Origin of the sequence: Paenibacillus paludis, assembly GCF_042610515.1 — a bacterium.
Lineage (GTDB): Bacteria > Bacillota > Bacilli > Paenibacillales > Paenibacillaceae > Paenibacillus_AQ.
On the sequence record NZ_JBGJZP010000005.1, the window covers coordinates 404,647 to 418,574 of the forward strand.

General features: G+C 50.9%; 16 protein-coding genes. 11 read left to right on the forward strand and 5 right to left on the reverse strand.

The window, feature by feature from the left end; translation table 11 throughout:
• Positions 1-26 precede the first annotated feature (26 nt).
• The 3 genes from ACAN56_RS12665 to ACAN56_RS12675 all read left to right on the forward strand — a co-directional run bounded on the left by ACAN56_RS12665 (position 27) and on the right by ACAN56_RS12675 (position 1,275).
• Positions 27-350, forward strand: a complete 324-nt coding sequence (locus tag ACAN56_RS12665; RefSeq protein WP_038588909.1) for a YtrH family sporulation protein — start codon at positions 27-29, stop codon at positions 348-350.
• 7 nt (positions 351-357) lie between these two features.
• Entirely contained in the window at positions 358-861 is a 504-nt protein-coding gene (locus tag ACAN56_RS12670; RefSeq protein WP_379143148.1) for a sporulation membrane protein YtrI, read from the forward strand.
• Positions 862-957: 96 nt separating this feature from the next.
• The gene (locus tag ACAN56_RS12675) at positions 958-1,275 is read left to right on the forward strand and encodes a YtpI family protein (protein WP_038588902.1); all 318 of its coding nucleotides are present in this window, start codon (positions 958-960) and stop codon (positions 1,273-1,275) included.
• 126 nt (positions 1,276-1,401) lie between these two features.
• On the opposite strand, the gene ACAN56_RS12680 is transcribed toward ACAN56_RS12675, so the two are convergent.
• Complete coding sequence (locus tag ACAN56_RS12680) at positions 1,402-2,736, reverse strand: DRTGG domain-containing protein (protein ID WP_038588899.1); 1,335 nt, start codon at positions 2,734-2,736, stop codon at positions 1,402-1,404.
• Between the two features lie 203 nt (positions 2,737-2,939).
• Positions 2,940-3,221 carry a hypothetical protein gene (locus ACAN56_RS12685; RefSeq protein WP_038588896.1) on the reverse strand — a complete coding sequence of 94 codons (282 nt, stop codon included), beginning with the start codon at positions 3,219-3,221 and terminating at the stop codon, positions 2,940-2,942.
• Positions 3,222-3,398: 177 nt separating this feature from the next.
• On the opposite strand from ACAN56_RS12685, the gene ACAN56_RS12690 reads away from it, so the two are divergent.
• A complete protein-coding gene (locus ACAN56_RS12690) occupies positions 3,399-3,974 on the forward strand; it encodes an LURP-one-related family protein (RefSeq protein WP_038588894.1) in 576 nt (191 codons plus the stop codon).
• A 117-nt stretch (positions 3,975-4,091) separates the two neighbouring features.
• Here ACAN56_RS12690 and ACAN56_RS12695 read toward each other — a convergent pair whose 3' ends face one another.
• On the reverse strand, positions 4,092-4,433 hold the full coding sequence (locus tag ACAN56_RS12695; protein WP_038588891.1) for a YlbF/YmcA family competence regulator: 342 nt from the start codon (positions 4,431-4,433) through the stop codon (positions 4,092-4,094).
• A 308-nt stretch (positions 4,434-4,741) separates the two neighbouring features.
• On the opposite strand from ACAN56_RS12695, the gene ACAN56_RS12700 reads away from it, so the two are divergent.
• Genes ACAN56_RS12700 through ACAN56_RS12725 form a run of 6 tightly spaced genes read left to right on the forward strand, consistent with a single transcriptional unit; the run spans position 4,742 to position 11,435 of the window.
• Entirely contained in the window at positions 4,742-6,109 is a 1,368-nt protein-coding gene (locus tag ACAN56_RS12700; protein WP_038588888.1) for a YheC/YheD family endospore coat-associated protein, read from the forward strand.
• 10 nt (positions 6,110-6,119) lie between these two features.
• Positions 6,120-7,286, forward strand: a complete 1,167-nt coding sequence (locus ACAN56_RS12705) for a YheC/YheD family endospore coat-associated protein (RefSeq protein ID WP_052091965.1) — start codon at positions 6,120-6,122, stop codon at positions 7,284-7,286.
• Between the two features lie 13 nt (positions 7,287-7,299).
• Positions 7,300-8,670 carry a YheC/YheD family endospore coat-associated protein gene (locus tag ACAN56_RS12710; protein WP_379143152.1) on the forward strand — a complete coding sequence of 457 codons (1,371 nt, stop codon included), beginning with the start codon at positions 7,300-7,302 and terminating at the stop codon, positions 8,668-8,670.
• Positions 8,667-9,779 (forward strand): YheC/YheD family endospore coat-associated protein, encoded by a 1,113-nt coding sequence (locus ACAN56_RS12715; RefSeq protein WP_379143154.1) that lies wholly within the window; start codon positions 8,667-8,669, stop codon positions 9,777-9,779. The genes ACAN56_RS12710 and ACAN56_RS12715 overlap by 4 nt, the downstream gene beginning before the upstream one ends.
• A gap of 25 nt (positions 9,780-9,804) precedes the next feature.
• Entirely contained in the window at positions 9,805-10,323 is a 519-nt protein-coding gene (locus tag ACAN56_RS12720) for a GNAT family N-acetyltransferase (protein WP_038588879.1), read from the forward strand.
• Positions 10,305-11,435 carry a YheC/YheD family endospore coat-associated protein gene (locus ACAN56_RS12725; RefSeq protein WP_379143157.1) on the forward strand — a complete coding sequence of 377 codons (1,131 nt, stop codon included), beginning with the start codon at positions 10,305-10,307 and terminating at the stop codon, positions 11,433-11,435. Before ACAN56_RS12720 ends, ACAN56_RS12725 begins: the two co-directional genes overlap by 19 nt.
• Positions 11,436-12,079: 644 nt before the next feature.
• On the opposite strand, the gene ACAN56_RS12730 is transcribed toward ACAN56_RS12725, so the two are convergent.
• Positions 12,080-12,517: a hypothetical protein gene (locus tag ACAN56_RS12730; protein WP_379143159.1), complete on the reverse strand. Its 438-nt coding sequence runs from the start codon at positions 12,515-12,517 to the stop codon at positions 12,080-12,082.
• Positions 12,518-12,773: 256 nt separating this feature from the next.
• Here ACAN56_RS12730 and ACAN56_RS12735 point away from each other — a divergent pair, with 256 nt between their 5' ends.
• Positions 12,774-13,499, forward strand: coding sequence for a bleomycin resistance protein (locus tag ACAN56_RS12735; RefSeq protein ID WP_379143161.1), 726 nt, complete (start codon positions 12,774-12,776; stop codon positions 13,497-13,499).
• Positions 13,500-13,543: 44 nt separating this feature from the next.
• Here ACAN56_RS12735 and ACAN56_RS12740 read toward each other — a convergent pair whose 3' ends face one another.
• Positions 13,544-13,912: a hypothetical protein gene (locus ACAN56_RS12740; protein ID WP_379143163.1), complete on the reverse strand. Its 369-nt coding sequence runs from the start codon at positions 13,910-13,912 to the stop codon at positions 13,544-13,546.
• Positions 13,913-13,928: the final 16 nt, after the last annotated feature.

A 13,928-nucleotide genomic window follows, 5' to 3' on the forward strand; every position in this document is an offset into this window, starting at 1 on the left:
AGGCCTGGTCCGGAAAGGGGCCTTGTATGAACGTGTTTTTGAGCAAAGCCGTCCTAGACTTCTTTATTGCCTGCGGCATCGTACTGGGTGGAGCCATGCTGGGCGGAATCGGTGCGGTTGTCTCCCTGCAGCCGCCTACACAGACTATGCTGGATATCGCGGACCGGATTAAAATCTGGGCGCTTGCCGCCGCTGTCGGCGGAACAATCGACCCGATGCGGGTCATTGAGAGCAACATGCTGGGAGGCAACCTCTCCCCCGCCATCAAGCAAATTCTCTATCTAGTATTTGCCTTCCTGGGCGCTCATATGGGCAGCGAGCTGGTCAAATGGGTGTGCGGCAAGGGGTGATGCCGGAATGAGAATCCCCCCGTTCCACCGCTACCGCCGCTTCTCGCAGATTTCCGCCGTGTTTGTACTCGGCATGGTCGCAGGAGCTGTCGCATACAATGCTATTTTTCATATGGGGTATAATGTGCTCTGGCTGAACAATCAGGATCTTCGTGTGCAGATCGAGCAATACCGGAAGGATATCCAGACACTCAAAAAATACAACAACACCTCTACCGTCATCCGGGAGATCAAGCTGCGCACAGAGGACAGCAAGGTCAAGGACGGCGCTGAGGCTCTGGATCCCGTTACGACCAAAGAGATTATCAGCAAAATGGTCTCCGACCTTGAACCGATGCGCGGACGCAGTATGTTCGAAATCGACACGGACGGCAAGCTGGCCCGGCTGCTTCTGGACGGTAAAATATACATCGTGCGCGAAAAGGAATACGCGGTCAAAATCCGCACCATGCTCGTCATGGAGGGGGTACTGCAAATCTGGGTGGAAATTAATCCATATAAGCGCAGCTGAGGCCAATCATGCTACAATAGTGGACAGGTGATATACGGATACATCATAGGGCAAAACTATCATTTTCCACTACGTTGATAAAGGAGCTGCCTGTCCATGATTCTGCTCATCAAGTACGTGCTGTTTGTCCTGCTGGTGATTTGTATGATCGGTGCCGCCGTGTACAGCTTATCCTCGCGCAGAGCGCCAGATCCTATGGAAAAAGGCCGCAAGCGCGCTATTATGAATGTGCTGCTCGGCGCCATGCTGGTGACGCTGTCGCTGATGTCGATGTTTCTCTTCCGCGGTTCCACGGTCAATGTCATTGTGGAGGCGGTTTTCCTTGTGATCGGTGCCTTCAACATTTTCTCCGGACTGCGCAGCCACGGATACTACAGCCGGAACAGGAATGAAAATCATTTTACCCGCCATTAGTCTGGCTGCATTGCCGGCATCTTCAGCATCCTTAAGTGAACCGGTTCAATTAGAAGACAACCGCTGTATTGTATATGCGTAAAAGACTATCCCGGCGGGATAGTCTTTTTGGTAGAATATGAAGGTTCAGCCGTGGTCGATCGACTGCAGCATCAGCACCGCTTTGGCAACTATTGTGTCATTGTGGGAGATCTCAATTTCCAGCTTGCAGGTCCGGCGGCTGATCTCCAGCAGCCTCGGCAAGACGATAACCGAATGCTCAATCTGTACCGGGCGGATAAAATATGTTGACATATTGTCCAGCACGTAGTCGTTCCCGGTGATGTCCTTAGCCGCCTTGAATGCGGAAAGCGTCATCAGCGTGGATAACACACCTTCGGAGATTGTACCCAGATCCGTCGCCATTTGCGGTGTGATGAAGCCGTGGAAGAACAGCTTTCCTTCCTCGTCCCGCTCCTCGGCAAAGCCGTTCCAAATCAGGTGGTCGAAAGTCTCCCCGAGCTGCGGCTGATTGCTGACGTCACGCAGGCTCTGCAGTACCTCCCTGCGGGTCAGCGAGCCTACAAGCTTGCGGTTGCGGTCCACGATGGGCAGGAAGTCAATGCCCTCCCACATCATGATCTGCGCCGCCGAGGCCAGCGACGTCTGCAGGGCAGCTGTGACAGGGCTGCGGATCATCGCCTTCTCAATGCTGTGCTCCTCACTGAACTCCTCCACATCCCTGCGGCCGACGATGCCGATAACCCGGTTCCATTCATCTGTAACCGGGAAACGCAGTTCGCCGCTGGTCTGTGACAGCATCCGCAATTCCCCGACGGTGCTTGTAACTTTCAGGGTGTTCAGCCGCGGCTTGTTATCCACGATATCTTCAACCAGCATGATCTTTTTCTTAATCAGCCTGTCAAATATGGCCCGGTTAATCATGGAGGCCACAGTAAACGTATCATGCCTTGAAGAGATCACCGGCAGGTCCAGCTCGTCAGCAAGCGCTTTGACCTCACGGCTTGTCCCGAAGCCCCCCGTCACAAGCACGCCTGCACCCTGCTCCAGCGCAAGCGAATGCACATCATCACGGTTACCCACAATCAGCAGGCTGTCAGCGTCGATATAACGGATCATAGCATCAACCTTCATCGCGCCGATGACATATTTATGGAGATGCTTATTCAGGCCGTTCACTCCGCCGAGTACATGCCCTTCCACAATATCCACTACATCCCCGAAGGTAAGCTGATCGGAAATATTCCGCGGCTTCTTCTCAACGCGGACAGTACCGATGCGCTCCTTCGTAATGACAATGCCGAGATTCTCGGCCTCTTTCACTGCACGGTAAGCGGTACCTTCGCTGACCGCCATTTCCTTAGCCAGCTTACGGACGGAAATTTTGGTGCCAACCTTAAGGCCTTCAATGTGCTGGAGCAGCTGTTCATGTTTTGTAATGTTATCGCCTTGACCCTCCAACTGTTACACCCCCATAGCCCGATCTGTACTATTCTGTACCTATTATACACGGAGGCAACAGTGGAGTACAACAGCAACGGAAGCTTAGATTTGGCTATATCTGTGAACATAAACAACCCCTGCCCCCGCCAAAGCGGCGGATGCAGGGGTTGTCCTGACTGCGGAAGAAATTCGGGAACGGGACTACTTTTGGTGGAATTACATCATCTTTCCGCCACACGGGACTCCTCGTTCCATTTGCCCTGCCACTGCTCCAGCTTATGCTTGCGGACAGACTCCAGGCGCTTCTGTTTCTCTTCATCCACACCGATTATAAAATGCAAATGTGACGCTATCACCAGAAAGGCAAAAATGCACCAGACCACGCCGAACCCCAGCACCCAGCCAGGCCCGTTCTGAAAGGACAGCTTCGGCAGTGCATAGAGCAGCATGGCCAGTGCCGCCAGCATATACACACCATGCTTGAACTTGTTTCTTTTCTTCATTACAGACAGCTCCTTCTCTCTTAAAAGGTTGTTCCATGGAATCTATATCTCTACTCTATGAACATGCAGCCGGAATTATGAGACAAGTTGCAAAAAACTTCCGGGAAGTAATCTACACCATAGCCTGCACTGTTCTGATATGAGATGATGTTAGCATTACGGGGAGGCGATTCTACATTGAATAACGCATTTAATCATACTGAGTACATAATCCGCAAAAAAGTTTTTTCCATTATGGGCGCTAAGCTGCACATCTACAACAGTTCGGAAGAGCTTGTGCTTTATTCGCAAATGAAAGCCTTCAAACTTAAAGAGGACATCGCACTGTTTACGGACGAAAGTATGGAAAAGGAGCTGCTGCGCATTAAAGCCCGCAATGTAATCGACTTCAGCGCGACCTACGATGTGCATGACTCGGAGACCGGTGAACATATCGGGGCGCTCCGCCGCAAGGGGCTCAAATCGATCCTGAAGGATGAATGGACCATCCTGGATCAGCGGGATACCGAAATCGGGCTAATCAAAGAAAACAGCACACTTATGGCTCTCCTGCGGCGCTTCATCACCCTCATTCCGCAAAAATATAATATTGAGCTTGGGAACACTGTCATTCCCGCCTTCCGGCAAAATTTCAATCCCTTCGTCACCAAAATCATCGCCGACTTCTCCGAGGACCGCAGCGGCCAGCTGGACCGCCGTCTCGGCCTGGCTGCCGGGATTCTGCTCTGTGCGGTGGAAGGCAAGCAGGAGTAATCTTCATCGCTATAAACAACAAACAGGAGGGTGTCCTCTAGCCATCAGGCTAGGAGGCACCCTCCTGTTGTTCATACATTGCAGCCACCCCAGGCAGCAGTGTGACCGGATACAGAATTATTGACCGCCGTACATTTGCGACAGGCTGTCAGTGATGATTTTGTTCACGTCCTCGATAACGACACTTAGGCGGCGTTCCGCATCAAACAGGCGACGGATGCCCAGATTCAGGTTCAGCACCTCGAACAGCTTCTCCATCTTCTCCATTTCTTCCTGTGGAGGCATCTCCCCGCTCATCATGCGCTGCTGCAGCTCAATCTGGCTCTGCCGGAAGCTGTCGAGCATCCGTTTGCTTTCCGGATCGGCCTCAATTACCTTCATAGCGCTGGAAATATCCGAAAACTCTGTACTTTCCTTAATGGCTCTCGCCAGTTCATGCGCCTTGTCAATTACGTTCATTATAATTCCTCCTAAAAGTTTTGTGAGCATCGCTTCCTGATTCAGCTTCGTTCAAAACTCGCTTCGGAAGCATCTGCTTAAGTTTTGTAAGCATCGCTTCCTGATTCAGCTTCGTTCAAAACTCGCTTCGGTAGCATCTGCTTAAGTTTTGTAAGCATTGCTTCCTGATTCGCTTCGTTCAAACCCGGCACGGCTTTTTAAAGAATAGGTCAATCACCAAGGGTCAGATGTCTCCATATGATGAATGATATGTAACCCTTAAGATTCATATTGCCGGCATCATGCTGCCTACTGGAAGGAGATCCACGATGTCCAAATTCAAGATCCCGGTCCACACGGTCCACTCGGGCATCCTGCAGGAAAACGCTGTAATGCTTGGCGAAAAATCCATGAAAAAGCTCAAAATACCCGCACACGGAACGATCCGGCTCACGTTCGGCTCTTTCCGGCAGGAGGTCACCGTCATTCCGGTTCCCAAAGCCGACAGTCTGCGCGTAAACGAAGCGCTGGCACGGAAACTCGGACTGCGGCAACGGCTTTCACTGAACGCTTCATACAGCTCCGGCAGCCGCACCTTGCGGCTCGGACCGCTGATTGGAGTTCTGGTGAGCCGGGACCATCCGGACCGGCCCGAAAGGGTATTCGGCCCGATCACCCTGTTCTGCCGGGAGCTTACTAATGCCTGCCATGCACAAGGCGCCTATGTATATTTCTTTACCCCGGAAGGGCTGGAAACACACAGCTCCTCCATTGAGGGCTGGGTATACGACGAGGGATGGCGGAAGCTGAGTCTGCCTATTGCCGATGTGATTAACAATCGGCTTACGACTCGAAAGGTGGAGAATAAACCTAGCGTACAGCATTTTTTGGCGGATGTAAAATCCCGCTACGGAACTCATTTCTTCAATGAAAAGTTCCTTGACAAGACTGAGGTGTTCGAAGCACTGGCACAGGATGCCGCCCTGCAGCGGTATTTGCCGGAATCGCATGCCTTAACCGGCTTCGCCGTATTAAAAAAAATGTGCAGCAGCTATCCCAGTGTCTTCCTGAAGCCGGTACGCGGCAGCCTTGGAAAAGGCATTCTCCGCATTTCCAAAGATGAGGGAGGCGGCTACCGGCTGCTGTCCACGACACCGCTTGGCACGCGTAAACAAGTCTATCCGACCTTGGCGAAGTTATTTCAATCCATTGCGCCCAAGATGAAAACCACCCGCTACCAGATTCAGCAGGGGCTCCCTCTACTAGAGCTTGGACGGCGTCCGGTAGATTTCCGGGCACTCGTGCAGAAGAACGGCACCGGCAAGTGGGGTGTCACCTCAATCGTTGCCCGTACCGCCGGAAGCAACCATTTTGTCTCCAATCTGGCGCGGGGCGGCACGCTCAGCACCGTCCGCGAGGCCATCGGCAAGAGCAGCCTCTCGACCGGGACCAAAGAAAGCACACAGCTGCAGCTTCCACGGGCGGCTCTGGCGATAGCCAGGGGTGTGGAAACCTATATCCCCGCGCATTTCGGGGAGCTCGGCATTGACCTTGCCTTGGATCAGTCGGGAAAAATCTGGCTCCTGGAGGTCAACTCCAAACCGTCCAAAAACGACAACACGCCCCTCAGTGATGTGAAAATCAGACCGTCCGTCAAACAGATGATTCTATATTGCCGCTACTTGGCCGGGTTATAAGGAGGGCATTATGACAGAGACAGCAATGGGGTTCCTTGGCATCATGACGGGCCGCCGCCGCGGGAATCCTCCCATCGCGGAACCGGAGTTCTGCAGTCAGTTATGCCGGGTAGCCCCGCTGTATGATCTGCAGGTGCTTATCTTTCACCCGGAGGGAGTTGCAAGAGACGGCCAATCCATACGCGGCTATATCTGGAATGACGGACAGTGGCAGCCTACCCTGGCAGCTCCGCCCGACATTCTGTATAACCGTTGTCTATACTCAAGCCTGCAGGAAAAAAGATCCGCCGCTTCCGCCCTGGCTGCCTTATCCCGGTCACTTCCCTGGTCGCGTGGATTGCCAGATAAATGGAGCGTCTATGAAATTTTGCGGCGCAGCCGCAGAGCTTCCGCATGGCTGCCCGAGACCAGACTTTACACCGGCACCGGTGATTTGGGCACGATGCTCGCAGAAAGAGAGGATGGCGTTTTTCTGAAGCCAAGGTCCGGCACCCATGGCAAACGCACAATCCATGCGAAGCGCCTAAGCAATAACGAGGGCGGGCGCATAAGCTTAAGAGGTCGTGATGAGGCAAATGCCCCCTTTGAGAAAGGTTTCCGCACGCTGGACGAAGGTCTGAGCTGGATCCATGACTTTATCGGCCCGCGCCGCTATATTATACAACCTTACCTTCATCTGACCGGCAGCGGAGGACAGCCGTTCGACGTGCGTGTACTAATGCAGAAGAACGGCAGAGGCGTCTGGACGCTTACCGGCATGGCCGTCCGGTTGGGCAGCCGCGGTTCGCTGACCTCGAACCTCCATGGCGGGGGAACAGCGGTTCCCGCCCAGCCCTTCCTGCTTGCAGAATACGGCAAGATGGGAATCGAGCTTATGGAGGAACTTGCAGCAGCCTCGGCTTTGCTGCCGCCGCTGTTGGAGGAATCATGCGGCAGGCTGGGAGAACTCGGCCTGGACTTCGGTATCGATGAAGGCGGCAGGATCTATCTGCTTGAAGCCAATTCCAAACCAGGGCGCACGGTGTTCCGGTTGACGGGCGACCGCCGGGCTGCTAAGCTCGCCGCCGAGAACCCCCTGCGCTATGCGCGTCATCTGCTGCTGAATTCAGCAGCAAACCGCAAGCCATCTACGCGGCAGTTCCGTTACAAACGGGAGAATGATATCAATGGTTCCTAAGGAGGATTCATAAATGGGTCTCACTTTTTGCAATGTGCATTTCACCAAGCAGCCCCAAAGAGTTGTCTACGTCTCGGGTGAACTGATGAAAAGCCTGAAACTAACCGGCAAGAAAAATATCCGCCTGCGGCTCGGAAAAGATGCCATTCCGGCAACGATCAAGCCGATCAAACGTGCCGGCAAGCATCTGTTCCTCGCCACTGGAGTAAAGAGTGCAATCAAGGTCCCCAAATCAGGCGGCGTCTATCTGCGCAACCTGCAGGATGAAGTACAGCTTGGACCGCTGGTCGGTGTATTGTCCGACGGCCCCGGGTCCTCGGCGAGCCCCTTCGGGTCCCGCACCGGCTTTATTAAGCAGCTCCTGCGGGAAGGCAGCAACAGATGTTATATTTTCGCCTTCATGCCGCGTGACATCGACTGGCAGCAGGAGCAGGTGAACGGCTTCTTCCTGAATGCAAGCGGCAAATTCGAACGCAAAGTAGTACCGCTGCCGGATGTCGTATATAACCGTCTGCCCAGCCGCAGAGCTGAGGTGTCCCCCTATATCAACCAGTTGCGTGAACGGTTTGCGCGCAAGAGAATTCCGTATTTCAACTGGAGCTTCTTCAATAAATCAGATATCTACCGGCTGCTGGAAAATGACGGGGCAGCAAACCGTTATGTACCGGAAACGCACAGCAACCCAAATCCGGATAAAATGCGGGAGATGCTCGAACGGCATCACTTTGTCTACTACAAACCTTCCGCAGGCAGTCTGGGCCACGGAATCTACCGGCTCACCTACCTGCCGAAGAAAGGCTACTTCGCCCGGTACCGCAAGAGCGGTAAAAATGTGCTGCTGCGGTTTACCAACTTCGACAGCCTCATGCGCATGCTGCGCGCCCGCCATGGCCAAAGCCTGAGTAATTATGTGGTGCAGCAGGGTATCCGCCTGATCGAAATTGACTCCTGCCCCATTGACTTCCGCTTCCATATGCATAAGAACGGCAGCAATCAATGGGTGGTTGTAGGTATCGGAGCCAAAAAAGCCGGCAGAGGCAGTGTGACCACCCACTTGAAGAACGGGGGCGCCCTGCTCACACCGCAACAGGCCCTGGGCCGCGTATTCGGCGCCAGAGCGGATGAAGTGCTGCAACGGGCGAAAACAACCGCCGTTAAGCTGGCCGAGTCGCTGGAGACCCAGCACCACCATCTGCTTGGCGAAATCGGCTTTGACCTTGGAATTGACCAGGATGAAGATATCTGGATGTTCGAGGCTAACGCCAAACCGGGACGCTCGATCTTCCGCCATCCTTCCCTGCGCGCTGAGGGCAAAGCTTCCATTGAGCACATCCTGGAGCATTGCCTCTATCTCAGCAAATTCCGCAGGAGGGATGATCTGTGAACAGCCGAATCCCTGACCCGAGCAAACCCGTAATAGCTATACTAACGACCAGTGACAGAGTAAAGCAATTTCGCGGCAACCGCAATAACTTCCGCGACATCATCCGCACCGGCAGAGAAATGGGCTTTCTTGTGTACGTTGTGACTACGCGTGATTTAAAGCTGGAGGAGCGGACGGTGAACGGCTACGTCCCTTCCCCCAGCGGCAAGCTGTGGTACAGCATTCCTGTCCCGCTGCCGCAGGTCATTTATAACCGGATTTCCAATCGTGAAGAAGAAGAAAAAGCACCAGTCGCCCGCAAAATTGCCGAGTGCCTGGAGCATGATCATATCAAGCTCTACAACCCGAGGTTTTTTAATAAATGGGATTTGTTTGAATGGCTGAAGGCATCGCGCGCAACCTCGAAGCATGTGCCCAAAACTAGACGGCTGCGCAGCGCAAACACCCTTATCGCTATGCTGAGTACTCATGACAGCCTCTACCTGAAGCCGGAAAGCGGCAAAGCCGGCAAGGGGATTATGCGGCTTAAATACCGCGAGGATGTAAGCCTGCCCTATCGGCTGCAGATACAGAGCGGCAAAAAGAACGCGACCTACAAAGCGGCCTCCATGGACCGCTTGTGGGCACGGATCAGCAAGGAAAAAAAACAATCCCGTTATATTGTGCAGCAAGCCATTCAGCTCGCAACACACCACGGGCGGCCTTTCGATCTGCGGGTCCTCCTGCAGAAGAATAGCCGGGGAGGCTGGGCAGTGACCGGAATCGGTGCAAGGCTGGCCGGCGCCCGGAGCATTACAACCCATGTGCCGCGCGGGGGCAGCATTGAAGAGCCGGCAACCATGCTGGAAGGAACCTTCGGTCCAGAAAGGGCCGCAGCTATTCTCAAGAATGTCCCCACCACTGCGCTGCTGATTGCCCGCCAGATTGAACGGGCCTCCGAAATGATGCTGGGTGAGATGTCCATGGATCTTGGTGTCGATGAGGCCGGTGACCTGTGGTTCTTCGAGGCCAACTCACGGCCGATGAAATTCGACGAACCTGCCATCCGCAAGCTGTCCCTGGAGCGGATTTTTCAGTACAGCCAGCATTTGGCCCGCATGAACAAGTAGAAACCTGTAAAGGAAGTGACACGCCATGCAGATATCCTCTATCTATGACAGCAGTCCGGGCCAGTGGAATTCCAGATTGGCCGGGCTGCTGGAATTTTTGAGGGAGTACGGGGAGCAGCGGATTACGCTTCGTGCATGCAGGATGCTGGCCCGTCTGACTCCGGAGCAGCTTGCCGAGCCGGGCGTCTCCCTGCTTGTCGCCACCGTACGCGGTCAAAGCGGCCGTCAGCTGGCAGGCGTGAGCTTCGTATCCGGCTACGGCAAAGAAGCTTGTCTTGTTGCCGTCCATCCTCTATACCGGAACAGACATACCGGTACAGCCCTGCTGTCCGGGCAGCTGGAGCGGCTCGGCCGTTTGGAATGCAACGTCGCTACCGACAATACGGCAAGCCTGAAGATGTGCTTTAACAGCGGGCTTGCCGCTGTGGCATTGAAGAGCGGACCTACCGGCAAGCCCACGCTGCTGCTGCGGTCGCCCCAGAGCAGAGGCAGCGTGGAAATTTACCCACAAGAAGGTGAGCTCCTGTGCCAGAACCCGTCTTAGGCATCCTTACACTGTACCTGAACGACGCCAAACAGCTTGAAGAGAAGAGTGTATACAGGAGGATGATTATTGAAGGCAGCCGCATCGGATTGGATGTCTTTGTATTCACCCCCGCAGATGTGAATCCCGGTAAAGAGTTGATCCATGCAATGGTCTACGATCCGGGGAGCGGCAAATGGTCGCGCAAATGGCGGCCATTCCCGAATATGATCTATGACCGCTGCCGGATCCAGCGCAACGCCCGCTTTCAGCAGCTGCTCAAATTCCGCTCCCGCTATAATCATCTTACCTTTCTGAACCGGCCGCTGCGCAATAAATGGACCGTTCACCAGACCTTTTCGCAGAAAAGCCGCTTCCGCCAGCATATGCCGGAAACTTTGCTATATCAGTCTTCCGCTGATCTGCACCGGATGCTGAAATTCAGCCCTGTCGTCTACGTCAAACCGATTAACGGCACCGGTGGACGCGGCATCCTGCGGATTGAACGGCAGCGGGACGGCAAGCAACTCTACGATATCCAGGGACGCCGCCAGAACCGGCAGATTATTGCCCCCCGCAAGGTGTCGCTCACCCGTCTGGAGTCCATCGTGCGCCAATGGTGCCTCGGCGGACGCTTTCTGGTCCAGCAGGGTATCCCGCTGCGCCTGCCCAGCGGGCGCTACCACGACTACCGCATGCTAGTGCAAAAGAACGGCCAAGGCGTGTGGGAGCTGACCGGCATGGCCGGCCGGGTGGGAGCAGCCCGCAGTGTAACGTCTAACCTTCATGGCGGGGGACATGCGGTACGTGCGGAAGTCCTGCTGAAGAAATGGCTCGGCAGCGAAGAAAAAGCGTCCAAAGCCATGAAAACGGCTGAAAAACTAGGGCTTGAAGCGGCAGCCTTCCTTGAGGACAGCTTCGGCGCCCTATGCGAGCTGGCGCTGGACCTCGCTATCGACCGCGAGGGAAAGATTTACGTGCTGGAGGTCAATCCCAAGCCGGCCCGCGAAGTGTTCGCCCGCTCCGGCGACAGCGGCACCTACCGCAAAGCGCTGGTCCGCCCGCTGGAGTATGCGATGTGGGTGTATAAGAACAAGAACACGCCGAGTCCGGTGAAGACAACTGATGAGTAAATCTGTTACTCAAAACCAAACAACCGCCTCTCTGAGTGATTCAGAAGGGGCGGTTATACATTAATTTAACTGTAGTAGGCTACTGGGGGTGTTCTGTCATCAAAACTCCAATTGAACTACCAGTAGACCACTAGTTGTTTTTTGGAAATTTCAATATCCATAACGCTATAACTAGAACTAATTGTATTAGCAAGTACGAAAGAGGAAACAAAATCACCAGTTCAACAAAGCCCTCGTCAAATTTAAAATTAATGAAACCAGATCCAGTGGCCTTATTCCCTTGAATTTTATTTAGGAAAAACAGAATACTAATACTAGGAATAGTACTTATGCAAAACCAAATTAAATGATATCTAAACTTTCTTGTTACTAATGACATCATGCAAGTTACGTATAGTAGAATTATTAGAACAGAATAAACTATTAATATTTGCCTTATCCCTTCTTCCTCCCACTTTTCTACTTTTAAATCCATAATATGAATAACAAATATATGCAAAATCACAATAAATACCACCTGTGAAATTGCTCTTATCCTAGTAATAAATTTGTTTTTCAATTATCTACACCTCACAGTTATGCAGTAAGAATCTGATAGATACTCCTGCTGACGCAACCATACATAAAACACTATGATGCTTGAATTATGATTTAACTTCTTTTCTTATTTTTATGAGATAATATAAAGCCAAAATAAATTGGATTACTAAAATACTCCCAGGAAGCAGAATGAGCATTTCCACCTGATATTTTGGGAATAATTCAATAGAAACGACAACTGCATCCTCACTATCTCCATTAGTTTGTATTGCTTTGAAAAATAACAAAAGTAATATATTTGGGAGCGTAGTTAACAGAAACCATCTGACATGGTACTTTATCCTCTGAGTCCTTATAAACAAAAAGGAATTAATAAAACATAAAAATAGCGGCACAAAGTATACCTTAAATGAGAATTTTAATAATTCTGTCCCCCAGCCCTCTATCCTTATCTCAAGAAAATAAATCAAAATTAGATGTAATCCAACAACTATCAGTACATAAAGAATGGCTTGGAGTAAGGTCTTTATCAATTTCTCCATTTGTCTCCCCTTTTAGGATAAAATTACATACAGATCATCCTTTTAAAGTAATTATCGGAACAATTATCACAATCTTCAATAGACTAACAGACTTTGTAACCTTCAAATAATCCTTAAAGTTGTTGACGGGTTCATTATGTTTTTCATTGAAAAATGAGGAGATATTCGAATAAACCTTATCATTTGCACGAATGTTGTACTATTAGAGGGTAAGCTGATTTCTTGAAATACAGTAAACTCTCGGGAGGTTCGAAACTTGTCAACAATCAGTAACGGCGGGACAACAATCCCTATATTTCCTTGCAGCTCCATAGACGAACAGTTGAATTTCTACCAAGCATTAGGTTTTGAAATAACTTATCGGCAAGCCAAACCAAACCTTTACGCTTGTGTCCGTCACCGGATTGCAGAATTACATTTTTTTGTACTCAAAAAACTGGAACCCGCAAACTCTTACAGTATGTGCTATGTAAATGTTCCAGACGTGGAAGCTGTGTACAACGAATTTTGCGGGAATCTAAAAAAAGCCTATCACAAGGTCTCTTCCAAAGGTTTGCCTAGGATCACCAAGGTCAATAATCTTACAGAGGATCGGAGATTCAACCTCATCGACCCTGCCGGCAATCGATTAATAATTGGACAAAAGCATGCCTCATCCATGCCAACTGAACAAGAACCTCCGTCAAGATTTGCCACTGCCTTCGAAACCGCATACCAATTGGCCTATGCCAAAGATAAACCCGCTGACGCAGCAAAAGTGCTTGACCTTGTGTTCTCGAAAGTTGAAGAAGCAACATTAACATTACAGTACAAAGCTTTTATATTACGAGCCGATATTGCTGCCTCCATGGATGAAATCGAACTTATGAGTAGTTATATTGAAAAAGTCGACAGTTTATCTTTGACAGGTGCAGAGCTTGAAGAAGTGATGGAGGCAACCGAAAGATTAGATGAACTCAAAGCCAAACAACCGCCTATCTGAATGAGTCAGAAGGGGCAGCTGTTTTAGAAATAATAACAGGGTATTTATTCATTCTCTGTTATTTCCATTTCATCACACTCATCATTTGGATAGCAGTATGTAATACCTTTCTTATATTTCATATATATTTCTATAGCATTCGCTTTAGATCTATCATAAAATAATAAACTCACTTTTTTAAATTTTTTGCTTTTAGCCACATCCACAAAAAATCTGACCTCATCTTTTGTAATGGCTCCCTCACTTTGTTTCACTAGTACTACAACATAATATGTTTTTAATTCCTTTACTCTTTTCTCACTTGTTGTCGAATCGAATAGATATGGAATATATTTATTGTTAATATCCGCTTGGATTTTGTTTATGAATTTATCATTATTTTCTATACTCACTTTATGGAAAAAAGCTTCCACTCTTTTGAACCGAATT

Excerpts from the sequence above, each read along its gene's own strand:
- ACAN56_RS12665 (WP_038588909.1), top strand. The coding sequence starts at position 27 with ATGAACGTGTTTTTGAGCAAAGCCGTCCTAGACTTCTTTATTGCCTGC.
- ACAN56_RS12670 (WP_379143148.1), top strand. The coding sequence starts at position 358 with ATGAGAATCCCCCCGTTCCACCGCTACCGCCGCTTCTCGCAGATTTCC.
- ACAN56_RS12675 (WP_038588902.1), top strand. The coding sequence starts at position 958 with ATGATTCTGCTCATCAAGTACGTGCTGTTTGTCCTGCTGGTGATTTGT.
- ACAN56_RS12685 (WP_038588896.1), bottom strand. The coding sequence starts at position 3,221 with ATGAAGAAAAGAAACAAGTTCAAGCATGGTGTGTATATGCTGGCGGCA.
- ACAN56_RS12695 (WP_038588891.1), bottom strand. The coding sequence starts at position 4,433 with ATGAACGTAATTGACAAGGCGCATGAACTGGCGAGAGCCATTAAGGAA.
- ACAN56_RS12700 (WP_038588888.1), top strand. The coding sequence starts at position 4,742 with ATGTCCAAATTCAAGATCCCGGTCCACACGGTCCACTCGGGCATCCTG.
- ACAN56_RS12705 (WP_052091965.1), top strand. The coding sequence starts at position 6,120 with ATGACAGAGACAGCAATGGGGTTCCTTGGCATCATGACGGGCCGCCGC.
- ACAN56_RS12710 (WP_379143152.1), top strand. The coding sequence starts at position 7,300 with ATGGGTCTCACTTTTTGCAATGTGCATTTCACCAAGCAGCCCCAAAGA.
- ACAN56_RS12720 (WP_038588879.1), top strand. The coding sequence starts at position 9,805 with ATGCAGATATCCTCTATCTATGACAGCAGTCCGGGCCAGTGGAATTCC.
- ACAN56_RS12730 (WP_379143159.1), bottom strand. The coding sequence starts at position 12,517 with ATGGAGAAATTGATAAAGACCTTACTCCAAGCCATTCTTTATGTACTG.